The organism is Amedibacillus sp. YH-ame6 (assembly GCF_053848845.1).
Genome location: NZ_JBSPEZ010000008.1, coordinates 50,011 through 74,943 on the forward strand (window position 1 = coordinate 50,011; position 24,933 = coordinate 74,943).

Genomic DNA, 24,933 nt, shown 5'->3' on the forward strand with positions numbered 1-24,933 from the left:
TGTGTATATTACTTTATTTTTTTTGATTCGTCAACACATTTACTCTATTTTTTTTATTACTGAATTTTATATTTCAACTTATATGTTTTTCCTTCGCTTTCATCATCGAAGTATTCCGTGTAGCTAAGCATAATTTTTTTTGCGGATGAAGAAATAATAAAAATCAATTTCCCTTTTACTTCTTCTTGTGGTTTTAAAGCATATTCATCTGCTAATTGTTGCTCCGCCCCAAAGTACTCTTCCGCTTCAAAAGGTCCTTCATCATCAAACGTAATCATAAAATCATCTTTGTACATAGCCAATATTTCATTTGTAATATTTTTAATACTCACATGCAAAATTAAAAATTGAGCACTTTCATCTACTACAAATCCTTTCATTTCTTTTCCTGCAAGTTCTATCTTCAATAACTTACAAGTAAAGAATATCGTTTGAAACTCATTTGTCATTGCCTGATTTGGACAATAATCTTGCGTAAGTAATACATTTAATTTATCCCTGTTCATTTGCATGATTTCCATAATCTTCACCTCTTTCAACATACTATATGATGAAGAGAGTGAAAACTGTCGGTTTTTGTCTTTAAATAAGCAAATTTGGATAAATACGCACGCCTTTATGAATAATTTGTGAGATACAGTTTTGATCTAACGAGTAGAAAAAAGAATGAATATCTTTTACAGATAGTAATATTATATTTGCACATTTTCCTATATCCAGTACACCTAAGTCTTCTCGTTTTAAAAATCTTGCTGGATTGATGGTAATTGCCTTTAATAATTCATAGGCATCGATATGATCTTTCATAGCTAACAATTGTGCTGCCATCATTTGACTTTGTAAAGATACTTGTTCATGAGAACTACTGATACAAAAATTACATACTTGTAAATGTGAGGTCGTATTCATATGAGAAAGTGTATGTACAACCGGATATGAGGTGTCCACTTCCACATCTTTTAGCACTTCATAATGATAGTTATGTAATAAATCTTTTCGAATAGCGTGTTTCATATGGATACACAATGTACCATTTTTCATATAGCGCATAAAATACTCATTTTGTTCAAGAAGACCCTTTTTTTCATTCTTTGACATACTACCATTCACTTCGATAAATGCAGGTACAGCGATATGATTTGTACCATCTAAGATGCGCGTATCTTTATCCACGAGATGCATAAAATCATGCGTACCTAAATCTATAATTTGATCGTGATGTATCGCAATAAAACCATGTTGAAATTGGATGTTTTGATTTCCTTCTTCCTGCATGGTATATATGGTATGGATATGTTTGATTAGTAACGTTGCTTTTTTTCCCACTGGCATCTCCTTTGGTATCTACCCTCTATTATAAAGCAAAAACCACTGGAAAGGAAAGTGAAATATGTTATAATGAGGCATAGAAAGGGTGATCGAATGTTTGAGAAATTAAAGAAATGGTTATTAAAGGAAACTTTAACCCCAGAAACACTTCCCCCTGTCGTTGTGACAATCCACGGATATGGAAGAAGAAGAAAACATGAATATGACAACTTTGTCCTTTGGGGTCAAAAAGATGGCTTTGAGATCATTCAATTTGATATGTACGATTTGTTCGATGAAACAGATTGTGATTGGATGCATTGGGTCGCTAAAGCAAAGGAAGTACTGGATAGCTATAAACAAAGTGGTCGAGATATCTATCTCGTTGGTTTTTCCATGGGTGGCGTCATTGCCTCTTATTTGGCAAATGTAACACCTGTTAAAAAACTTATTTTATTAGCTCCTGCTTTTCAATATATGAATATGGATATGATCACAGATGTCATAGTTAAATCCGCAACATCTTTTATGTCCAATGAAAAGAAAGAGGAAATCCCAATTCCTCGTGCGTTCTATGGCGCATTTACAGATTTGATTAAAAACCTAAAAAAATATATAAGTAGCGTAGAGTGTCCGGTATTGTTGCTTCATGGAGATCAAGATGAAGTTATATCCCCAAAAAGTTCACTTTATGCTTATGATAAAATTCCACACGCTCGTAAAAAACTTGTTTATTTACATGGAGGTCATCATCGTTTATTTATGGATGAAACAGTAAACTGGGAATGTTATCAAATCATGAAGCTGTTTATGGAAGATAAGATTTTAGGTGAAGATGAAATACCACAAGCTATAGACATTATGGAAGAGCTATTATTAAAGTATAAAAGCCTTCATCAAAGCGATACAAATCACGAAGAGACAAAAAAAGAAATCGTCTGATTTCTTTTTCATTGCTCTATTTCTTCGCAATATTCCTCTGGTAGAATTTTTCGTATACATCTACAAAGAAATTGCTTTTTCCACTTTTTATATAACGTACAATGAAGATTGTTAACAACAATCCTGCTACCGTAGCACATAACATATCTGTAATAGAATCATGTACACCTTGCGTTCTATGATTGATACAATCGTTATTAAAGAAGATCAACATTGCATATTCATAAAACTCCCAAATAAGCGCAATTGCCATATTCCCTGCGTTAATAAAAATTAAGAATATCCAACGATCCGATTTCGTAGATAATTCATTGCTCTTACGAATATAGAAAAATACGATTACCACAAGCGTTAATAAGAATATACCACTACAAAAATGTAATACTTTATCAAATCCCGTATACGAATACCAATGGAAACTACTTCCTATCAATGAGGCAAAATATACAAATATGGTAGAGATAATATAAATCTCATACACTGGTTTAAATTTCAACATTTTAAATCCAACGGGTACAATAAGTGGCGTTAAGATTGCCACAAACGCCATACCCAAAGCTACATAATCTTTGATGATGAAATTATGTAGTAAGGCATACACAAGCGTTACAAGATATACAAATACGCATACATAAAAGATATTCTTTAATCGTTTTTCATGTTTTGTATCGGTATTAGACATGCTTTACATCCTCCAGCATCTTTAATTTTAAGTCTAAAAGTTTCTTACTTAAATCCACATAATACGTTTGTGGATATTCAAAACGTAATACTTCATCCCAAATATGAGAAAAAGCTTCTTTGCTATGTTCTCGAATTTGATGTAAGTTTGGTACATCATAAACAAGTTTTCCATCCACAAAAACAGGAACTAAAAGATTTTCAATACGATAACTTCCAGCTGATATCGTTTTATTTTTCCAACTATTGGTTTGATGATAAATTGTTAAATCTTTTTGTACATCCATTTCTTCACCATAAATGGTCATAATATCACCAATAGCTTTCCCGCTTTCTTCATCATATATACGATAAAGGTCCTTATATCCAGGATTGGTTACTTTTTCAACATTCTCACTCACTTTGATCTTTGGTATCATAGTGTCACCTTCGAAGATGGAACTCATCTTATAAACTCCACCAAACACTGGTGTGGATTTACTACATACTAGATTTTCTCCTACGCCCATACTATTGATTTGAGCACCTTGTGAAATCAAAGATTGAATCAAATATTCATCTAAACTATTTGATACAACGATATTACAATCTTGCATTCCTGCTTGATCTAATGCTTTACGAATTTTCTTTGACAAGTATGCCATATCTCCACTATCGATTCGTACTCCTTGTAAACGATGTCCATTTGGTTCTAAGTATTCTTTCGCTACACGTATTGCATTTACAAGACCACTCTTCAACGTATTATACGTATCTAGCAACACTGTGCAACTATCTGGGTATGTTTTTGCATAAGCTAAGAAAGCATCATATTCATTATCGAATGATTGTACAAAAGAATGTGCCATGGTACCTAATACTGGCATATCAAATTTTTCACCTGCATAGGTTGTTGCGGTTCCTGCTACGCCACCAATATAGGCTGCTCTAGCACCATAATTTGCCGCATCAAAATTATGTGCACGACGTGCTCCAAACTCCATAATGGCTCTACCGTCTGCAGCCTTCACGATTCTACGTGCTTTTGTCGCAATCAATGTTTGATGATTGATACACAACAACATCGCGGTTTCTAATAACTGCGCATCAATAATTTTCGCTTTTACACGAATCAATGGTTCATATGGAAATACAGGTGTTCCCTCTTTCACCGCATATACATCACCCGTAAAAATAAAATGACGCAGGTACTCTAAAAATTCCTCAGAAAATTTATTTAGCGAACGAAGATACGCAATATCTTCATCATTAAAATGCAATTTTTGAATATATCCAATCACTTCTTCTAAACCAGCAAATACCGCAAATCCACCTTCATCTGGATTTTTACGATAAAACAAATCAAACGTCACTATTTTATCAATATTTCCGGAATTGAAATAACATTGACTCATAGTGAGTTCATAGAAATCCATAACTAAACTTAAATTACGCTCATCACGAAAGTCGAACTTTTCATCATAATTCTTCATTATGCATCCCTTCTTTCTATATGAGAAACAACTTTAATTCCATTACTTGCCATATTCGCAATACTAAATTCATTATTCATAATCGCATCATGAACCCCATCGATATGGTAGGTATCCACACAATCAATCGGAATGATAATACGTTTTTCTTCTTCGTTATGCTCATTCAACCAAGAATTTAAACATAGAGAAAATTGTAAAATACAAATATCACTACAGCATCCTGTAATTACGATATCTTGATAATCAAAAATTCTTGTTTCTAAGAATTCTTGAAAATCTGGACACGTAAAAGTATTCGTACTATTTTTACTCATCCCTTCATAAACATAAGGTTGTAGTTCTTCAATCACTTCACTTTCTGAAGTACCACTGATGCAATGCGTTGGATAAGAAATAAATTCTCTTGTCTTTTCAGGATGTGAATCTTTGATAAAGATTACACGGTGTTCATTTTCACGAATGATATCAATAATAGGTTCACATATATCACCTATTTTTTCATCATGAAGTGCTCCCTCTTTTACAAACCCATTGACCATATCCACAACAAAAATAATGGGTTTATGAAGTTCTTCCATCATCATTACCGGATAAGATTCTATAAAATTCTTATGTACTCTAGCCATTTGAATTCTCCTTTTGTTTATTTATACTTATCTATTATAGCTTTTTTTTCATCCTTTTTAAACAAAAAGTAACGATTTTCTCGTTACTCTTTACTTATAAAATTGCATATAGCCACATTCTTCAGGTAAATCCATCAAAATACCTTCAAGGTTACATATGATTTTGTAAACCACCATCAAATCCCCTCCAGCACCAATGACATTCAAGATAGCAAAGAACAACAACACTACACTTGCTTCCATAATAGCAACCACGAAAAAGCCAATACCCAAAACTAGAAATGGCATAAGTCCACCTAACAAATAAACCTTCCAGTGCAGTGGTTCTAGACAAGAACAATACGGTGTTAGATATTTCCACATAACTCCAAATTGAATAGATTTCCATTTCCTCTTACAAAAGAAGCCCCATGTTAATCCATGAAGTGCTTCATGTACAACCAACAATATCAAATCTGCACAAATGAAATACAAAAACGGAGTTAATGGATCATCGATATTGAAATGAAATTCAATACCATCCTGCACTGCCATATACATCCCAACCATCAAGATTGTAGCTACGATTCCTATAAAGATTGCTACGACATTTGCTTTTATGATTCCGATGCATACTTTTCTACTTTGATATCCTTCTTCTTCCATTTTTTGTTGCATACGCTCAAAATTTGCTTTGCGCTCAATAAGTGCTTTTTTCCCCATTTTCATATTACGTATTTTGTGAACATTTTGCTGCATCAATTGACAATACAATCATTAAACAACGCAAAATGTCTTCCTCCTCTTTGATATCTAACACATACGTATCTGCAAAGTGAAAGATTTCTTGCGTTACAAACATAATGTGTCCACGTGTTGGACTACTTACTTCATAATCCCACTCCCACATATTCCCATTCACTTCCCAATCGTTGCATGTGAGATGAAACTTAGGACGTAGAAACGTCAGCTCTTTTTGAATCATACCAACTTCTACTCCATGTTCAATTAAATGAAACTTCGGAAGCCATGTCATCACATGTTCACTAACTTCTCCCACCTCTTCACCATCTGGTGTATAAATAAGCAGTTTATGTCCCCATGCTAATTTACCTTTTACTATGAACATAACCTCATCATGTTCATTATAAATATCATAACTGTCCAGCCAACTAAACACTCTTTGTTTAAATAATAATTTCATATCCCGATTGTTCCTCCCATTTCTAATATGCTAGCATTATATCATACTAGTACTAAAGAAAATAGTTGGAAGATAACAAATGAGGTAATGTATGGTAGAAGAATCATTGTGATGATCGATAGACACATCAGCTTCCATCCATACTCATGATAAAGCGCTTGTAACGTCATTACACAAGGAATACTTAATAAGACATACACCATAAAACTAAAGGCTCTAAGCTTTGCTAAGGGATCACTCCACAGTGATTGATATATCTTTGGTTGTGTTTCTTTTTTCTCTTCTTCCACAAGGAAAGGCAAGGTGCTTTCTTTAAGTGCATCTACACTATGATGAACGATATCTTGTAGATCTTGTATAGGCTCAATCTTTGTGGATTTTTCATCTGTATGATTTAGCACTTGTTCAAAATAGCCTACAATCGTTTCTTTTGCGATAATTCCCCCTGGTAAAGAAGCAACACTTTCCCATCGAGTTCCAAATCCGAGTGGTTCAAAAATAGGTTGTACAAATTTACTCGCTTGCGCAATATAACTATCATTGATATTCCCTGTTGGAAAATACGTAAGTCCCCATAGTACAATCATTGCCCATAATACAATGCCTGTTGCCTTATGTATATAGGCTTTTACTTCTTCTCTTACTTTATGAAATACTACTTTCAAGGAAGGCATACGATACGGAGGTAATTCTTGTACATACATTGCATCATCTTTCATAAAGGTCGTTTTTGAAAATAACAACGCAAACAACAATGCCATAAAGATACCAATCCCATATACGCTCAATATCATAAGCCCTGCTTGATTTGCGAAGAATGCAGAGGCAAATAATACATAGACAGGCAAACGTGCTCCACAAGACATAAAAGGGATTAAGATGGCGGTTAATCTTTTTTGTTTTTGATTATCTAAGGTTCTTGTCGCATAAATAGCAGGTACATTACATCCAAAGCCCAACAATAATGCCACAAAACTTTTACCACTCAAATGAAAGGTTCGCATCAATCGATCTAACAAAAAAGAAATACGTGCCATATATCCACTTTCTTCTAACTCTGACATCATAAAATATAAAAGAGCCATCACAGGCACAAATACAAGAACACCCCCAACTCCCGCCAATACCCCATCCACCATAAGATGCTGAAACACTTCAGGAGCCCACTTCAAAGCAAAACTTACATAACGAAATCCTACATCATTTATTACGTAGTCTATCATATCATTAAACGGTGCACTCATTTTAAACACAACGTATAAGACAACAGAAAAGATAAGAAAGAAAAAAGGAAGACCAAAGAAACGATGCAATAATATCTGGTCTAGTCTACGGGTCATTTCATAACGAGCATCAGGATTCATATCCACATAAGCCATTAGGGAATCAATGGTATGATACCGATGTAGTGCAATACGCTCAGATGTAAGATCAGATTTAAGTTTCGACAAGTGTTCCATATTCATATGCCAGCTGCTAAGTTGTCTTGTATAAGTTTTATTATCTTGTAAATAGTTCCACGTCAAATGATGGAGTTGAGATGTATCTACTTGGGTATATAAGGGGATGTGTTGTTCTATATAATTGTATACTTGTACATAGATTGTTTCATCTTCTTCTGCCAGTAAAGGGTGATAAAACACTTCCTTTTGCACATTGCGAATAATGGCATTTTTCACAATGGTATACGCAGCTTTATCAAAAGCACTATAGGGAAGTATTTCAATTTGTAAACGACGTGATAGTTTTTGAATATCTAATGCAATATGGAACTTTTCTACTTCATCCATAAAATTAAAGATCATAAGCATAGGGATTTGCAATTCCCTTAAAAACAGCGATAGCAAAAGATTGCTAGAAAGACTTGTCGCATCTAAAATGTTCACAATCAAATCTACTTTTTCATTACGTAAGAAAGATGATGTAATATCTTCCTCATTCGCACTTTCTTCTAGACTATGCGTACCAGGTAAATCTATGAGGTGATATTCATTCCCTTCCCAAGTAACTAGTGCTTCTTTTTTTTCCACGGTTACGCCTGGCCAATTCCCTACTTTAAAATCTGCATTGGATAATGCATTGATCCAAGCGCTCTTCCCTACATTTGGATTACCAACAAATGCAACTGTATACTTCATACGATTTCCTCCACTTGTATCTTATGAGTGTCCTCATTACGCAAGACAATGTAGATATGATTCACACGATAGATAACTGGATCATGAAAAGGAGCACTTTGTAGCTTTTCTATTACACAACCTGGATATATTCCTAAATAGTACATTCGCTTTCTTTTGTCTTCTTCCAAATGTACATAGCAAACACGAACTTTCTGTTGTGACTTTATTTCATTTAACATCATACGATCACCTATCCACATTTTACAGATACACAAAGAAAAACATCGTCGTAATAATACGATAAGAAATCGTTCTTTTTCTCTAGAAGAGGCATATATATGAACATGAAAATGATTGTTCTTACATTTATTTTCATAACATTTTCATAAAATATGAAAAAAATTGATTTTTTTGTTTTCATTTTGAATAATTGCGTTTATAATATATATGGCTAATAGGAGGAAAATTATATGGCTAAATTAGATTATGTTAAAGAAGCTGTCGTAAAACGCAACCCGAATGACAAAGAGTTCATCCAGGCCGTTGATGAAGTTATGCTTTCTCTAGAGAAAGTGGCAGAAAGGCATCCAGAATATATCGAAAAAGGTGTGTTTGAAAGAATTGTTGAACCAGAACGCCAAATTATCTTCCGTGTACCCTGGGTAGATGACAATGGAAAATTGCAGGTGAATCGCGGATATCGTGTGGAATTCAACTCAGCGATTGGACCATATAAAGGTGGTCTTCGTTTTCATCCAAGTGTCACTATCAGTATTATTAAATTCTTAGGTTTTGAACAAATATTTAAAAATTCATTAACTGGTCTTGCCATGGGAGGCGGAAAAGGTGGTAGTGATTTCGACCCTAAAGGTAAAAGTGATGCTGAAGTAATGAGATTCTGTCAAAGTTTCATGACAGAGTTATGCAAATATATTGGACCTAATACCGATGTACCAGCAGGTGATATTGGTGTAGGTGGACGTGAAATTGGATATATGTTTGGTCAATACAAACGTATCCGTAATGAATTTACTGGTGTATTAACTGGTAAAGGATTAAACTGGGGTGGTTCTTTAGCTAGAACACAAGCTACTGGTTATGGACTATGCTATTTCACAAATGCTATGTTGAAGAGCAAACAAACTTCTTTCGAAGGAAAGAAAGTTGTTATTAGTGGTAGTGGAAACGTTGCAATCTACGCTGCAGAAAAAACTATGCAATTGGGTGGTAAAGTAATTGCAATGAGTGATTCTAGTGGATATATCGTAGATGAAAACGGTATTAACCTTGATGTAATGAAAGAAATCAAGGAAGTAAAACGTGGACGTATCAATGAATACTGTGAACAAGTTCCAGGTTCCCAATTCCATCCAGCAGAAAGCATTTGGAATACTCCTTGTAATATTGCCCTTCCTTGTGCTACACAAAATGAATTGAGTGGAGAAGATGCAAAAACACTTGTGAAGAATGGTGTAATCGCTGTTTGTGAAGGTGCAAACATGCCAACAACTCCAGAAGCAATAGAAGTGTTACAAGCAAATAACATCTTATATGCTCCAGGTAAAGCTAGCAATGCAGGTGGTGTTGCGACTTCTGGACTTGAAATGTCTCAAAACTCTTTACGTTTAGCTTGGACATTTGAAGAAGTAGATGCGAAATTAAAAGATATCATGGAAAATATCTTTAAGACCGTAGATGAAACTGCGAAGGAATATGGTATGCCAGATAATTATATGGCTGGTGCTAATATTGCAGGATTCATTAAAGTTGCGGATTCTATGATCGATCAAGGGATTGTATAAACCCTTTATCAAACATAATGAAAACGAGGATGACTTATCTTATGATAAGCATCCTTTTTTTCTTACTAAAAGAAAAAATCACTTCTTCATAAACAACGAATTCGTTATGTACGCAAAGTGATTATATACTTCCTATTCTTTTTTTATACAGCTTCATCCGTTTCCATATGACGCTTAATAATAGAACTGATCAAATCTGCCGCAAGTTGCGGATCATCGTTACAAACGATATATTTATAATTGTTCATCATTTTCATTTCTTTGTCCGCTTTTGCTAAACGTTGTTGAACAACTTCTTCAGGTTCACTTCTTCTTCCACGAATTCTACTTTCAAGTTCTTCCATGCTTGGTGGAATGATAAAGATACTCACTGCTTCAGGACATTTTTCACGTACCTGAGTAGCTCCTTGTACTTCAATCTCTAACAAGACATTCTTTCCTTCATTGCGTAATTTTTCTACCTGAGACATTGGCGTACCATAATAGTTCCCGACAAACTCAGCCCATTCCAATAATTCACCTTTCGTGATTGCATCTTCAAACTTCTCTTTTGTAGTAAAGATGTAATCTACCCCATCTCTTTCTCCTGCGCGAGGTGATCTTGTGGTCATGGAAATAGAATATGCCAATTTTAATGATTCATCTTTGATAAAATACTCTCTTACAGTTCCCTTGCCAACTCCACTAGGACCACTGATAATGATCAATAAACCTTTTTTCATAAGAACACCTCTCTTTTCTATTATATTTATTTTACTAGTGAAAATATGGGTTGTCAAACAACTTTTTCATGTTTCTAAAAACAAGTGTGTTATAATAGGAACATTGAGGTGAGAAAATGGCATTAGATGGTTTACTCTTATACCAATTAAACAAAGAAATTAACACTTCCATTCCAGCAAAATTATTAAAGATTCAACAGATTTCAGATACTGAATTGTTGTTTCAACTACGTACTGCAAATGGAAACAAGAAACTGATGATTTCTTTACATAGTGTATATAATCGTATCAACTTGACAAATGAATCTTATACCACTCTGGAAACTCCAGGGAATTTTGTAATGTTACTTAGAAAGCAAATAGATGGTGGTATTATTCGTTCTATGCAACAAATCGGATATGATCGTATTTTGCATATGATCATAGAAGCACGTAATGAAATGGGGGATATTCATGAGAAGCATTTGTATATTGAACTTATGGGAAAATATGCCAACGTGATACTTGTGGATGAAGATGGAAGAATTGTAGATGCACTAAAACGAATTCCTCCATTTGAAAACAACAAACGTACGATTCACCCTGGAGCTGTATTTCAATTGCCACAGCCACATAGTGGAAAACAAGACCCTTTCCATTATACAAGCATTGATTTAAATGAATCTTTCACAAAACAATTCCATGGATTCTCTCCTTTATTATCAAAAGAGATGCAATATCGTATACAACATGGAGAAATCTTTGATGATGTGATGAAACATATCGATGAATCAACACAACTTTACATAAGTGATGTTGAGGATACTATGTATTTTCACAGCATTCCCTTAACACATTTAGAAAAAGAAACAAGAGCCTACCCTCTTATGAAAGGAATGGATATCTTGTTTTATCACAAAGAAGAAAAAGTACGAATCAAACAACAAAGTGGTGATTTATTTAAAGCGGTTCGTAAAGAACTTCATAAAAATAAGTCGAAGTTACCAAAGTTGAATCAATCCTTAGAAGAAGCAATGGATTGTGATAAATATCGAGAATATGGGGATTTATTATTTGCCTATATGCATACGATTGAAAAGGCTTCTAGTATTGTACTTCCTTCTTTTGAAACAGGAGAAGATATTAAAATTCCAATTGATGTTCGTTATGATATCAAATACAATGCGAATCGTTATTATCAAAAGTATCATAAATCCAAACGTGCACAAAGTATCCTAGAGGAACAAATTGAATTATGTCTACAGGAAATTGAATACTTTGAATCTATGGAGCTTCAGTTAGAACAAGCCAGTGTACAAGATGCAATGGAAATACGTGAAGAACTTGCGAAGCAACGCTATATTAAAGCAATTACTAGTAAGATACGTAAAAAGAGGAAACAAGAACTCCCTCATTATGAAACATTCCAATTTGAGGATATGAAAGTATATGTTGGTAAAAATAACTTACAAAATGATTATGTTACTTGGAAAATCGGTCGTAAAAATGATACCTGGTTACATGTGAAGGATTTACATGGCAGTCATGTGATTATCACTTGTGAAGACCCTGATGAAGCATTGTTGCGTAATGCGGCAACGTTAGCCGTGTGGTATTCCCAAGGCAGACAATCCTCAAGTGTTCCTGTTAATTATTGCCTTGTAAAGCAATTAAAAAAGATACCTGGCAACAAAGGTAGCTTAGTATCTCTTTCAAATTATAAAACGATTTATATTGATCCAGACGCGTCAACGATTCAAAAGCTCATTGATGAACATCTCGTACAGTAAGACTCTTTGAGTCTTTTTTTATAGCTTTTGTAGCTTTTTCCAAACTTCATCTAGGATTGGTATTCCCTGTTCTTCATTATCTCTTCGTGTACATAATTCCAATTCCCCGGGATAGTAAATGCGATCAAAGCCTTCCGCAACTTCTTTGTTTGCGATATCTTCAAGAATTTTATCCGCAATTGCATCTATTTCTTGTGCACTGCTTGCTTTCATTGGATCTATCGCAATCATAATTTGTGATAGACCAACTTCTTTTCCAAAACCACCGATATCCGATACGCTATTGGCGGCAGTTAGCATCGTTCCAATGACATCCAACAACACAGAAATTCCACTCCCCTTCCAATATCCCATTGGAAGTACACGTTTACTTTCATATACCGCACCTGCATCTTGTGTTATATTTCCTTGTTTATCATATCCACCAGGTACTGGTAATGGTGTATTCTTCATTCGATATTCTTCTAATTTTCCATAGGAAAATTGGGAAACCGCACAATCTACAACCACATGTGCTCCATTGCTTCTAGGAGCCGCAAAGACAAAGGGATTATTTCCTATACAAGCATCTTTTCCTCCCCAAATAGGCATATTTGGTTTGGTATTAGACCAACAAATACCAATACATCCAGCATCCGCTGCTTGCCAACCATACGTTCCTCCACGCATCCAGTGATTATTATTCCCTAAGGCAACTAAGCCTATACCATGTTCCTTTGCAAGTTCACATGCTCTACTCATTGCCAGACGAGCATTTAATAAACCAAGTCCTCGATGTCCATCCCAACGCTCCCATGCCCCTAATTGCATTTCACACGTCGCAAGTGCCGTTGGATCAATCTCTTTTGAATCAAGAAGTCCCATGACCTTTGGGAAACGATTACACCCATGGCTATAAATTCCATCTAGACTATTTTGTGTAAATACTTCCGCAGCCTCTCCAGCATAGAACTCATCAAATCCTCGTTTCATTAAATTCTTCTTGAAAATCTCCTTTAACTCCTCTCGTTGTATTCTCATATACATCCTCCTCTTTTCTATACTTTCATTATAGTCCTCCCCTTTTTTAACACAATGGCTTCCAACACAAAAGTTCTTCTTCTCGCTTGTTCCAAAGGACATAAAAAAAGAAGCGCATATACGCTTCTATAATAAGATGATATGATGTTTCTCACATTCCTCAACCATATCGTCTCCCCATTGGGAAACTTGTACTTCTCCGATATGTGCTTTATTCAATAGAATCAAACAAATACGAGATTGCCCGATTCCACCTCCCATAGTAAGAGGCAATTCATTATTTAACAACATCTTATGGAACGCATAATGTCTACGTTCTTCACACCCTGCTTTTTTCAATTGTTCCTCTAAGGCTTTCGCATCTACACGAATCCCCATAGAACTGATTTCAACAACTGTATCCAATACAGGATAATACAATAAAATATCTCCATTTAAAGACCAATCATCATAATCAGGTGCACGACCATCGTGCTTGATACCACTTTTTAAGGTATCCCCGATCTGCATTAAGAATACTGTTTTATGTTCTTTTACAATTTCGTATTCTCTTTGTTTTGGTGTAAGATCTGGATATTTATCTTCCAATTCTTGTGCCGTGATAAAGAATACATCTTCATGAATAAATGGTTCTAAGTTCTCATAAATAATATCGAGTTCTTTTTCTGTTTCTTTTAAAGCTTTCATAATATTACGAACCGTCATTTTTAAGAAATCAACCGTTCGATTCTTCTCATCAATAATCTTTTCCCAGTCCCACTGGTCAACATAACAAGAATGTAAATTGTCTAAATCTTCATCGCGACGAATCGCATTCATATCCGTATATATACCTTTTCCAACATTTAAGTTGTAACGTTTTAAAGCCATTCGTTTCCATTTTGCGAGTGAATGGACGATTTGATAATCGCCATTACCGATCTCTTTAATATCAAATGAAACTGGACGTTCAATACCATTTAAATCATCATTGAGTCCACTTTCCTTACTTACATACAGAGGTGCAGATATACGCATTAGATTCAAATGATGCGCCAATCTTCTTTCAAATAAATCTTTCACATATTTAATGGCAACTTCTGTTGATATAATATCCAGTTTATTCTCATAATACTTTGGAATCATCAAGTCTTTTACAGCCATAGGAACCCCTCCTTTGTCATAATGGTTATATTATACATGATTTACCATATAAAATATATCCCTTTTTTCAAAATTTTTCAATTTTCTTTCAATTACTATCATTTTATGATGTAACACCCTCAATTATTATTTATATTTACGAAAAATATAATAATCTTCTATACTTTCTCTTTGAAATCCATTGTGTATAAGTACCTGATAAGAAGGCCCGTTCTTCTTCTCAACACGTGCAAATATACATAGAATAGACAGGCATTTAAAAGCCTCTATACAAAGTTGTCGTACCCCTTCTTGCATAATGCCTTGATTCCAATAATTCACATCCAACCAGTACGATAATTCTCCACATTCACTACTCTTTTTTTCACACTCCAAAAATCCACATACCACACCATCACACTCCAACGCACGAAATAGAAAACGTGTAGGATCTGCACATTGATAAAACTGAATTGTCGACATTGCGTGCAAAAAAGTATCTGGATATAAATAACGCCAAATTCTCTTTCTTAAATAATATGGATGCATCGACATTTGATACAATGCGAGTGCATCTTCCTCTTGCCAAGTTCTAACTTTAATTTGCATATCATCACCTACTTTACATAGTATGATGTATCCCTTCATCGGTTATACAAAAGAAAAGACTGTGATTTCCACAGTCTAAGCTTTTACTTCTACGCATACCCCATCAGGTCCTGGTGTTGAATTCAAATACTCTGCGATTGCAGCTTTTTGTTCAGGTTTACATGGTTTACATGTACCCACAACTTTTACTTCACCGTTCACTAATGCTTCCGCAAGTCCAGAACAACCTGCATATCCACAACCACCACAGTTGTAGTTTGGTAACATACTGCTTACTTTTTCAACACGCTCATCTACTTCTACACTTAAGAATCGATCCGCAATTCCAAGTCCTAGACCTAAAATTGCCCCTAAGACAAGCATCATTAAGATTGCCACAACAATTGTCATATGATGATACCCCTTTCCTATTGTTCATGAGCAGGGTTATTACAACAGGATGTATCGTGACATCCTTTACACTCTGCTTTTAAATTCTCGCACCCTTTAGGTAATGGCGTTTTATGATTCAAGTGATATACGAATGCATAAGCTGCCCCAAGAATCCCTAAATAGATGACTGGCATGATATAGTCCATGTTATACTAGACCCATCAATCCGCTGAAAGCCAATGCCATAATAGCCGCAACAATCAGCGCAATTGGATTACCTTTCCATGAAAGTGGTGTATCACAGGCATCTAATCTCTCACGTATTGTAGAGAAAATATAAAGTACTAATGTAAATCCAACAGGAATTGCGATAGAATACGTAATCATTTCCACAAAGTTATACCCTGCTGTAATGTTATTTAACGTTACGTTTAATACAACACAGTTTGTAGTAATTAATGGTAAGTACACACCCAACGCTTTATATAGTGAAGGACTTGTTTTCTTGATAATCATTTCTACCAACTGTACCAAAGCCGCAATGACTAGAATAAAGGTAATCAAATCCATGTATTCTAATTTCAATGGTTTTAATACCCCATAGTATAAACCATAGGTCGCAATGGATGCCGCAACAATAACGAAGGTTACTGCAGCTCCCATTCCAATGGCAGAACTACTCTTTTTGGATACTCCCATAAATGGACACATCCCAAGGAATTGATTTAAGACAACGTTATTGATGAAGACAAAGGTAATCAACATAACAAATAAATTTGACCAATTCATAGATTAATTCGCCTCCTTTTCTTGTTTCTTAGCTTTGTTTGACTGGTAGCTTTTAAAAGCCGCAAGCCCAGCTGCTAAGCAGGCAAATGTACAGAATGCCCCAAACGGTTGTGAAAACATAGAGATTGTGAAATCTTCAGGAATCACACGGAAGGAGAACAATGTCTGTGCCGCATCAAATGGATTTTCAAAAGAGATAATCCCTGTAGCTAATACTTGACGAATCAAAGACATAATGATGATGGAAACCGTATACCCAAGCCCCATTCCTAATCCATCAAGTGCGGAATCAAAGATTCCATTTTTACTAGCAAATGCTTCTGCACGGCCTAAGATAATACAGTTTACAACAATCAATGGGATAAACACACCCAATGCACTATCTAAACTAGGCGCATATGCTTTAATCAACATCTGAATTACTTTTACTAACGTTGCGATAATGACAATGTACACTGGAATACGAATTTCACTAGGTGTAATATTTCGTACCAATGAAATTAACACATTGGATAAAATCAAAACAATAATAACCGCAACTCCCATACCAATGGCATTGTTTAATGTCGTAGTAATGGCTAGGGTTGAACATAAACCTAAATACAGTGAGAACACAGGATTTTCACGGAGGAAACCTGCAGTAAAATTTTCTTTACGATTCATTTTTCCATCCCCTCCTATTTCAAATTCTCTGCCTGATATTTGGCAGCTTCTACAATACCTTCAAGAACTGGTTTACTAGAAACCGTTGCCCCTGTAATAACATCGTTTAGTATATCTCCATTCATAGCGTTCTTATCTTTCAAAGAAGTTCGAAAAGGCTCTTCAGTGACTTTTGTACCTAAGCCTTTTGTATCTCCATTGCTAATGGCTACATAATCATCTACGCTTCCATCACTCTTTAACGCAACTAGAAAGCTAGTACCATCTTTATATCCAGATACTTTCATCTTGAAAATATAACCTTTGCCTTCAACTTTGAATATTTTTTCAATTGTTTTACTAACATCTTTTTCTACTAGTTCAAAAGTTCCATCTGGATAAATTACTTTTAATGTATCTTTCTCAGCTGCCAATTCATTTGCCGCAATAACAGGTGCTGTCATATTATTCGCAAATCCAAGAGCAGCTCCCGCAAGGGCCGCAATCAGAGCTAAGAAAACAGTCAAATGTATAATCTTTTTCATGTTCTTACCTCCTAATATCCAAGTGCTTTACGAACTTCTTCTACTGCACGTACACATGACTTAGAAGAAATCGTAGCTTCACTTACTGCATCGTTCTTTTCAACTTTTATATCTTTTTTAAGATTCATTCCTTTGAATTGTCCTAAGAATGATTCATTATCAATCTTATCTCCCTTATATGGAGTATCGTTAATTTCTGTTGGTGTTAGCGATTCTACCGTTGCTGTTTCTACATTTACAATGATCTCGAATTTGTTGTAGATGGTAGGATCTTCAAAAGAGGCGTATCCTTGAGATGAAATTTTAAAGGTTGTTGTTCCATCTCCATTATCCACTTTTTCATCAACCTTAGCTTCAAACTTATTCACATCTTCATCACTTGTAGAAATGAACACTTTTGGATCTGGTTGTTTTGCTTCAATTGCACTTGCTGCTAATAATACACTACCTAATCCTACTACAAAAACAGTAGTAAAGATAATTGTTGCTTTCTTACGCAATGCAAGTTGTTTTCCATCCAATGCTTTTTCAATCATCGGAGATAACATGTTCATCATAAGGATAGAATATAGACATCCTTCTGGTAAATTTGCTTTTACACGAATCAATACTGTGATGATTGCAGCTCCTAATGCAAAGATACAACGCCCTTGTGCACTCGTAGGTGAAGTTACTGGATCAGTCAACATAAATACAGCTCCAAACACAACACCGCCGCTTAATACATGAAGAAGTGGATACCATAGGACACCCGGTAAGCTACCATAATCTCCCACACCTCTAAACAATGCAATTCCTGCGGTTAATACAAAGATGCTTCCTAAATAAATAACAGGTACTCTCCAATCAATGACTTTACGAATGGATAAGTAAACTCCAACGATAAGAATGATGAGTGCGCTGGTTTCACCAACAGCTCCTGGGTACCAACCCATAAACAATTTACCAAAACCACCAACCTCTTCCATCATCTTCGTAATCATAGTAGGATCGGTTACTAACCAATTGAATTCATTCGCAATCAATGTTGTTGGAGTTACAGATGTAATGACATCGGTAGTCGCTCCCATGAATGTCGCAAATATAATAGCTCTACCAACCGCTGCTGGGTTAAAGATATTATTTCCAAAACCACCAAACAACAGCTTCGCAAAAAAGATAGAGAAGAACGTTGCTACAATTAAGGCAAATGGGCGGATGCTGATTGGTGTCATCAATGTTAAAATGATTGCAGTAATCCAACCAAAACTTCCATTTAAAAATCCTTTGATATATGCGAAATCAAACTTTGCATCCTTCTTCATAAAGAATGCCCATCCAATTTCAGTAACCAATGCTGTCGCAATGGAAACCACCATCAACTTAACTGCTTGTAGTGCATATTCCATAGAATATGCTTGATAATAATACACTAATGAAAATGCAAATACGACTAATAATCCAAACATCAACTCACGCATAATATGTTGCGTACTTAACTTCGCTCGTAGGTTTGGAGAAACATTAAATATATATTTCATATTCTTCCCTCCCTACTTCTTCGCCGCCATCAATTGACGTTTTGCTTTTCTTACATTTTCGGTTACATCTAAACGTGAAGGACATACATACGTACATAACCCACATTCGATACAATCCATTGCGCATAAGCGTTCCATAGAACTCTTATCCCCAATCTTAACTGCTTGTGCAATACGAACAGGTTGTAAACCTGCTGGACAATGATCAGAACACATTCCACAACGAAGACAAGCAATGCTTTGAAATGGTTTGTTTTCCAATATCGTAAGAGCATTCATATTACGATCAATTACAAACTGATCATTTACGATTGTTTTTCCCATCATAGGTCCACCTGCAATGATTTTTACTTCCTCAGCAGTATATCCACCACATGCAGCTACAACATCACATGCACGAACACCTACTGGAACACAAACATTGCTAGGCTCTTTGATTCCATTACCAGAAACTGTAATCGTACGTGATACAATCGCATCTCCATACAACAATGCCTCACCAAAAGCAATTGCAGTCTCTGCATTATTTACAACAGCTCCCACTTCTCCTGGTAGCTTATCGTATTCTTTATGTAACAATTCACGAACAAGAACTCGTTCCCATCCCATAGGGTATACATCAGGAACACCCTTAGCCTCAACTCCATCACTATCCTCAAACACAGAGTTTACAAATGAAATCAGATCTGGATGTGTTTTCTTGATACCAATGACTACACGCTTTGCCATAGCCATCTTCTTCATAGCTAAAATACCCGTTTTTAATTCTTTAGAGCGTTGTTGTATAGTTGTATAATCTGCCGTAATAAATGGTTCACATTCTACCGCATTAATAACTAACATATCCACATCTTTCGCAAACTTATATTTGATATAAGATGGGAATCCAGCTCCTCCTAATCCAATGATACCTGCATTCATCATGAAATCAATCAATGTTTCACGATCTGCTTGTTCATAATCCAACGGAGAAAAAGCTTGTACTTTCTCATACTTTTCATCATTCTCAATCACGAGATGATCCACTGGTTTTAACGAAGCATGCATAATTTTCTGAACCCCTTTTACAGTTCCAGAAACACTCGCGTAAATAGGTACTATATTACGTTCATTACATTGTGCAACCTTTGTGCCAATACAAACACGGTCACCTTCCTTAACAAGCATGTCAAGATTTGTAACAGCTCCACAGATCAAAGGAATATAAACTTCTTTTCCAGCTTTTACTTCCTTTACTTCTCCATGAGCAGTCAGATCTTTATAGCCATGTATATGCTGGCGCATAGGACCTTTAAACAATGACATTTCGCTCACCTTACCTTTCCTAAATAATCCCATATGTGACAGACAGTTTTCGAGATCACATACTGATTTCATTATAGCATTTTCACCATACGATAAAAAGAATTATTTCGTATTTTCTTTGGTTTTTATTCTTATATCATTTACCTGTAACCCATGTATTATACAAATATCCAATTGTTACCACCGCTTTTTCATCACATGGTGCAAACATGTTTAAAAAATATGAAATAATGGTATAATAACAACGGTGATAAATACATGAAGAAAATATGGATGCTACTTTGTATAGGATTATTACTTCCTATAAGTGGCTGTAGTACTGCACTTAAAAAATATTCAATGACCGCAACAGATTTAGGTTTTGATACTGTCGTTTCTTTTATTGCATATACGGAAAACGAAGCAACCTTCAACACCTATAAAGATATTGTGCAACAAGAGTTTAAACGTTATGATCATCTCTTTGATAAATATAACGATTATGAGAATATAAACAACATAAAAACGATCAATGATCAAGCAGGTATAAGTCCTGTAAAGGTAGACAAAGAAATCATCGATTTCCTTGCCTTAAATAAAACGTACGCTTCTTTAACCAATCAACAATTTGATATAACGATGGGTTCAGTATTGAATATCTGGCACGATGCTCGTGAAGAAGGTTTACTCGCAAACAAAAACAATACACCAAGTACCATACCTGATATCAACGTCCTTCAAGACGCAAAGAAACATACTGGTTGGGATCATATCAAAGTAGATACAAAAAATAGTACTGTCTATATTGATGACAAAGATGTTTCCTTAGATGTTGGTGGTTCTGCCAAAGGATATGCAGTAGAAAAAATCGCACAAGAACTTGAAAAAAAGGGATGTAAAAATGCTATCTTGAATGGTGGAGGTAATATTCGTTTAATTGGAAATAAACCTGAAAGTGATGGTTGGTCAGTAGGTGTACAAATACCAAATTTAAAAGAATACTCTAGTGATTCTTTGGTATCTGTTCTTATAGATGAATCCATGTCCTTTGTAACAAGTGGAGATTATCAGCGTTATTATATGTATGGTGATCAAATCATGCATCATATTATAGACCCAAGCACGCTTATGCCCGCAAGACATTGCCGTTCCGTGACTGTAATTACAGAAGATAGTGGTATCGCGGATATCTTGTCTACAACGTTATATACCCTTTCTCATAAAGATGGATTACAGTTGATTAAAAACCTAAAAGAAAAAGAAGGCATCGAAGTAAATGCCATCTGGGTTTATGATGAAAAACAACCAAAAGAGGATGGGACTACTTCTATAGAAAACAATGGATATGAAATCGTAGTTACTGATGGTATAAAAAATCAAATCAAAAAATAAGGATTCAGCCACACAAACAAAAAGAGTCGAGCGACCGATGTCATTTAGCTAAGAAACGAAAAATCACAGATATTAGTAAACGAATACTAAACACTGTGATTTTTTATTATAAAGACTATTGTATAAAATAAACTGTTTCGTTTTGGACATGATAAAAACTCCTATTAAAGGATGATATTTTTGAAAATAAGAGGTATAATATACATGTTTAAGAGAAACGATAATTAAAGGAAATAAAGCGCTGAGTTTTAACTTTTCTAGGGTTTTTACGCTCAGTTCTTATTGGTAATACTTCTTTAGATATCATTTCCTCAAGATTAGGTGGAACCTCACCTTTTCTTTTTGCCATTTCACGTATAAAATGAATTGCTCTTGCCCAAACTTCTTTTGAATAGTTGGACATAAACAAATCCTCCTATTTCTTTATTCCATACTTTTGATTTACAGAAAAATAAAATTGTCGTTGCCATGTGAATACAACCTCCTTTTACTTTCCTAACGAAGCGCTGAGCGCAGCGAGGCGCTAGATTTTCAATGTTTTGTCAATACATATATTGAAAATAAAAAAAGAGGGTCAAATTTTAATTGACTCCTCTAGTTTATAATTAAATGACATTGGTCGAGCGACTCTTTTTTAGTTCATTTAAAATGAATGACAATTATATTCTTTATTTACATTATGCTTATAGAACACAACTAGCTTTTAAAATGCGATTTTAATTATGTGAATTTTCATGCATGTTTAACTTTCTTTCCAATTCCACTTCCTTTGTAACATTTTGAACTAAACCAACTGCCTTTATTGGTATTCCATTCTTGTCACGAATAGAAATTAACGTGATACGATTCCATAACGTTCGATTGTTTGACATGTTTGCCTTTATCACACAACTTGCTCTCTCTTCACCACGATAAATTGCATTGTACATTTCGCGGAAATCATCTTCATAACCTGGGCAAACAGTGTTTTGTTCTATGAATCCTTCAGGAGCATTAGCAACTTCCGCATTCAATCCAAAATCATCTTTTGTTTGTAAACTATAGCATGCTATCCTTGTTTTTACATCAAGTACAAATATGGTATCATTGGTTGCTTCCATGGCAATACGAAACAATTCTTCAGAAAGTTGCAATTCCTGTAATGTTTGCATTTCACTTGTAACATCCGTAATAGATGCATAATACACTTCACTATTGTTAATATCGGAAAAGAAAAACAAATGAATTTTTATCCAAATCGAACCTTTTTCTTCATGTTCTCTTCGTACCGTTGTTGTATAACCATCTACTGCATTTTCTTTTGATTTGATGAACAAATTCAAGAAGGCTTCACGATCCTCTGGATGTATAACAGACAAAATATCACTGTGATGGTTTTTAATAGTTCCCATCATTTGATGATACTTCTCATTTGCTTTCATAAATTGTACACACCCATCTTCATAGGTATACAAAACTACTGCTCCAAGTATGTTTGCGAGCAACAATTCTGAAATACTATCCTCGTGCAATAAATCTTTAAACGTTAAGATCTCTTCGTTTTTATTTACCATATCAATATCATGATAGTCTGCGATTCCTTCTTTTTGTATCAAGGATTCAAAGTCATTTAATGGCATCGGCTTATAATAATAAAATCCTTGTGCATACGTACACCCAATTCCTAATAAAAAATCAACTTGTTGTCGGGTCTCAACACCTTCTGCAATAACCTTCAAATTCAACCATCTCGCCATATGAACAACCGACTCCAAGATATCTTTACTCTTCTTATCTTGATTATCGAGGAACCTCATATCCAATTTTAATACATCAACACTGATATCCTTTAACATATTAAGGGAAGAATAACCACTACCAAAATCATCCATTAATACGGTAAAACCATGCCGCATCAATCGATCTACAACAAAAATGATTTCCTCACTCCGTGCACTATAAGCGCTTTCCGTAATCTCTAACTCGATCCAAGATGGCTCTATTCCAAATTCATTCACAAGTTCTTGGAAAAAGCCTACCACATCCATCCCAATGATATCGATGCGCGATATATTTACAGATATAGGTAATAATTCATGCCCTTCCTGCATCCGTTTGGCGATCCATCGCACAGTTTCTCTCCAAACAAATTGGTCTAATTTCTTAATAAATCCATTTCTTTCAAATAGATTTATGAATACATTTGGCGCAATAAGACCCTTCACTGGATGATTCCATCGCACCAATGCTTCAGCACCTGTAATTTTACCAGTATACATATTACACTTTGGTTGAAAATAAATCTCAAATTCATGATGGTCTAATGATGATTCGACACCATTTAAAAGTTCTTGTTCTTCAACGAGATCATTGCGCATATTATCGTTGTAATATGCAACATGGTTACTATAATTCCCTTTGATGGATTTTGCTGCCATATCCGCACGATCACACATTCGATTCATCGCTATATCTTCATGTACTTCATAAATTCCAATAGCTGGTATAATATCCATATCAATTGGAGCTTCCTTACAAATACGTTGTATTTTATCTACTGCAATTTCGCCACCTTCTGATATCGGAAGCAAAAGCATAAAATTATCTGCCGTAATTCGTGAAATACAACAACACTCAAAAGGAAACATCGCAAGAAGTCTTTTCGCAACATAGGATAATAATGCATCCCCACTCTGCGTTCCAAAATAGTCATTAACCAATTTAAAATGTTCAATATCAAATGCTATTACTTGAAAAACTTCCTTTGGATTTTGCTCAATAAGCTCCTTTGCTCTAAGGAAAAAAGTATTTTTATTGTAAAGTCCAGTTAACAAATCAAAACTGCGATAATAATCTATTTTTTTCAATAGTTCTTGGTTTTCAATTTTTAATTGTTCCAATGTTTTTTCCATAGATTTCTCCATTCCATACATCGATATAAGCTCATATGTTATTCTATTCCTATATTATCACACACTTAACTTCTATCATCAACTTTTTTAGAAATTATCTTACCATCATATACCTTAAT

The 24,933-nt window shown here is 34.9% G+C and carries 26 protein-coding genes; 4 read left to right on the forward strand and 22 right to left on the reverse strand.

Going from position 1 to position 24,933, the window contains the following annotated elements; all coding sequences use genetic code 11:
• Window positions 1–56 precede the first annotated feature (56 nt).
• A complete protein-coding gene (locus ACWG0P_RS07405) occupies window positions 57–521 on the reverse strand; it encodes a DUF4352 domain-containing protein (protein WP_455801179.1) in 465 nt (154 codons plus the stop codon).
• A 61-nt stretch (window positions 522–582) separates the two neighbouring features.
• Window positions 583–1,326 (reverse strand): amidohydrolase family protein, encoded by a 744-nt coding sequence (locus ACWG0P_RS07410; protein ID WP_455801180.1) that lies wholly within the window; start codon window positions 1,324–1,326, stop codon window positions 583–585.
• A 72-nt stretch (window positions 1,327–1,398) separates the two neighbouring features.
• Here ACWG0P_RS07410 and ACWG0P_RS07415 point away from each other — a divergent pair, with 72 nt between their 5' ends.
• Complete coding sequence (locus tag ACWG0P_RS07415; RefSeq protein ID WP_455801181.1) at window positions 1,399–2,250, forward strand: alpha/beta hydrolase; 852 nt, start codon at window positions 1,399–1,401, stop codon at window positions 2,248–2,250.
• Window positions 2,251–2,266: 16 nt separating this feature from the next.
• Here the strand turns inward: ACWG0P_RS07415 and ACWG0P_RS07420 are convergent, their stop codons facing one another.
• The 7 genes from ACWG0P_RS07420 to ACWG0P_RS07450 form a co-directional block, all read right to left on the reverse strand.
• Window positions 2,267–2,932, reverse strand: coding sequence for a hypothetical protein (locus ACWG0P_RS07420; protein WP_455801182.1), 666 nt, complete (start codon window positions 2,930–2,932; stop codon window positions 2,267–2,269).
• Window positions 2,925–4,403: a nicotinate phosphoribosyltransferase gene (locus ACWG0P_RS07425; RefSeq protein WP_455801183.1), complete on the reverse strand. Its 1,479-nt coding sequence runs from the start codon at window positions 4,401–4,403 to the stop codon at window positions 2,925–2,927. The genes ACWG0P_RS07420 and ACWG0P_RS07425 overlap by 8 nt, the downstream gene beginning before the upstream one ends.
• Window positions 4,403–5,032, reverse strand: a complete 630-nt coding sequence (locus tag ACWG0P_RS07430) for a cysteine hydrolase family protein (RefSeq protein WP_455801184.1) — start codon at window positions 5,030–5,032, stop codon at window positions 4,403–4,405. Before ACWG0P_RS07430 ends, ACWG0P_RS07425 begins: the two co-directional genes overlap by 1 nt.
• A gap of 90 nt (window positions 5,033–5,122) precedes the next feature.
• Window positions 5,123–5,689 (reverse strand): DUF3267 domain-containing protein, encoded by a 567-nt coding sequence (locus tag ACWG0P_RS07435; RefSeq protein WP_455801185.1) that lies wholly within the window; start codon window positions 5,687–5,689, stop codon window positions 5,123–5,125.
• A gap of 52 nt (window positions 5,690–5,741) precedes the next feature.
• Window positions 5,742–6,215, reverse strand: a complete 474-nt coding sequence (locus tag ACWG0P_RS07440) for an LURP-one-related/scramblase family protein (protein ID WP_455801186.1) — start codon at window positions 6,213–6,215, stop codon at window positions 5,742–5,744.
• Window positions 6,216–6,256: 41 nt separating this feature from the next.
• Window positions 6,257–8,353, reverse strand: coding sequence for a ferrous iron transport protein B (feoB, locus tag ACWG0P_RS07445; protein ID WP_455801187.1), 2,097 nt, complete (start codon window positions 8,351–8,353; stop codon window positions 6,257–6,259).
• Window positions 8,350–8,574 carry a FeoA family protein gene (locus ACWG0P_RS07450; protein ID WP_455801188.1) on the reverse strand — a complete coding sequence of 75 codons (225 nt, stop codon included), beginning with the start codon at window positions 8,572–8,574 and terminating at the stop codon, window positions 8,350–8,352. Before ACWG0P_RS07450 ends, feoB begins: the two co-directional genes overlap by 4 nt.
• Window positions 8,575–8,805: 231 nt before the next feature.
• Here ACWG0P_RS07450 and gdhA point away from each other — a divergent pair, with 231 nt between their 5' ends.
• Entirely contained in the window at window positions 8,806–10,137 is a 1,332-nt protein-coding gene (gene gdhA, locus ACWG0P_RS07455) for an NADP-specific glutamate dehydrogenase (protein ID WP_455801189.1), read from the forward strand.
• A gap of 143 nt (window positions 10,138–10,280) precedes the next feature.
• On the opposite strand, the gene gmk is transcribed toward gdhA, so the two are convergent.
• Complete coding sequence (gene gmk, locus ACWG0P_RS07460) at window positions 10,281–10,859, reverse strand: guanylate kinase (RefSeq protein ID WP_455791994.1); 579 nt, start codon at window positions 10,857–10,859, stop codon at window positions 10,281–10,283.
• Window positions 10,860–10,975: 116 nt separating this feature from the next.
• On the opposite strand from gmk, the gene ACWG0P_RS07465 reads away from it, so the two are divergent.
• Window positions 10,976–12,628: an Rqc2 family fibronectin-binding protein gene (locus ACWG0P_RS07465; RefSeq protein ID WP_455801190.1), complete on the forward strand. Its 1,653-nt coding sequence runs from the start codon at window positions 10,976–10,978 to the stop codon at window positions 12,626–12,628.
• Window positions 12,629–12,646: 18 nt separating this feature from the next.
• Here the strand turns inward: ACWG0P_RS07465 and yiaK are convergent, their stop codons facing one another.
• The 10 genes from yiaK to ACWG0P_RS07515 form a co-directional block, all read right to left on the reverse strand.
• Window positions 12,647–13,648, reverse strand: coding sequence for a 3-dehydro-L-gulonate 2-dehydrogenase (gene yiaK / locus ACWG0P_RS07470; RefSeq protein ID WP_455801191.1), 1,002 nt, complete (start codon window positions 13,646–13,648; stop codon window positions 12,647–12,649).
• A gap of 126 nt (window positions 13,649–13,774) precedes the next feature.
• Entirely contained in the window at window positions 13,775–14,791 is a 1,017-nt protein-coding gene (gene asnA, locus ACWG0P_RS07475; protein WP_455791988.1) for an aspartate--ammonia ligase, read from the reverse strand.
• A gap of 126 nt (window positions 14,792–14,917) precedes the next feature.
• A complete protein-coding gene (locus ACWG0P_RS07480; protein WP_455801192.1) occupies window positions 14,918–15,379 on the reverse strand; it encodes a GNAT family N-acetyltransferase in 462 nt (153 codons plus the stop codon).
• 75 nt (window positions 15,380–15,454) lie between these two features.
• The gene (locus ACWG0P_RS07485) at window positions 15,455–15,763 is read right to left on the reverse strand and encodes a (Fe-S)-binding protein (RefSeq protein WP_455801216.1); all 309 of its coding nucleotides are present in this window, start codon (window positions 15,761–15,763) and stop codon (window positions 15,455–15,457) included.
• A gap of 23 nt (window positions 15,764–15,786) precedes the next feature.
• Window positions 15,787–15,957 (reverse strand): hypothetical protein, encoded by a 171-nt coding sequence (locus ACWG0P_RS07490; protein ID WP_455793306.1) that lies wholly within the window; start codon window positions 15,955–15,957, stop codon window positions 15,787–15,789.
• A 1-nt stretch (window position 15,958) separates the two neighbouring features.
• Window positions 15,959–16,540 (reverse strand): electron transport complex protein RnfA, encoded by a 582-nt coding sequence (locus ACWG0P_RS07495; protein WP_455793307.1) that lies wholly within the window; start codon window positions 16,538–16,540, stop codon window positions 15,959–15,961.
• 3 nt (window positions 16,541–16,543) lie between these two features.
• Window positions 16,544–17,203, reverse strand: a complete 660-nt coding sequence (gene rsxE, locus ACWG0P_RS07500; RefSeq protein WP_455801193.1) for an electron transport complex subunit RsxE — start codon at window positions 17,201–17,203, stop codon at window positions 16,544–16,546.
• Window positions 17,204–17,217: 14 nt separating this feature from the next.
• Window positions 17,218–17,727, reverse strand: a complete 510-nt coding sequence (locus tag ACWG0P_RS07505; protein WP_455801194.1) for an FMN-binding protein — start codon at window positions 17,725–17,727, stop codon at window positions 17,218–17,220.
• Between the two features lie 11 nt (window positions 17,728–17,738).
• A complete protein-coding gene (locus tag ACWG0P_RS07510; RefSeq protein ID WP_455801195.1) occupies window positions 17,739–19,247 on the reverse strand; it encodes an RnfABCDGE type electron transport complex subunit D in 1,509 nt (502 codons plus the stop codon).
• Window positions 19,248–19,259: 12 nt separating this feature from the next.
• A complete protein-coding gene (locus ACWG0P_RS07515; protein WP_455801196.1) occupies window positions 19,260–20,552 on the reverse strand; it encodes an RnfABCDGE type electron transport complex subunit C in 1,293 nt (430 codons plus the stop codon).
• A gap of 258 nt (window positions 20,553–20,810) precedes the next feature.
• On the opposite strand from ACWG0P_RS07515, the gene ACWG0P_RS07520 reads away from it, so the two are divergent.
• A complete protein-coding gene (locus tag ACWG0P_RS07520) occupies window positions 20,811–21,923 on the forward strand; it encodes an FAD:protein FMN transferase (protein WP_455801197.1) in 1,113 nt (370 codons plus the stop codon).
• 208 nt (window positions 21,924–22,131) lie between these two features.
• Here ACWG0P_RS07520 and ACWG0P_RS07525 read toward each other — a convergent pair whose 3' ends face one another.
• Both ACWG0P_RS07525 and ACWG0P_RS07530 read right to left on the reverse strand, forming a co-directional pair.
• A complete protein-coding gene (locus ACWG0P_RS07525) occupies window positions 22,132–22,326 on the reverse strand; it encodes a hypothetical protein (RefSeq protein ID WP_455801198.1) in 195 nt (64 codons plus the stop codon).
• A gap of 313 nt (window positions 22,327–22,639) precedes the next feature.
• Entirely contained in the window at window positions 22,640–24,814 is a 2,175-nt protein-coding gene (locus ACWG0P_RS07530; protein WP_455801199.1) for an EAL domain-containing protein, read from the reverse strand.
• Window positions 24,815–24,933: the final 119 nt, after the last annotated feature.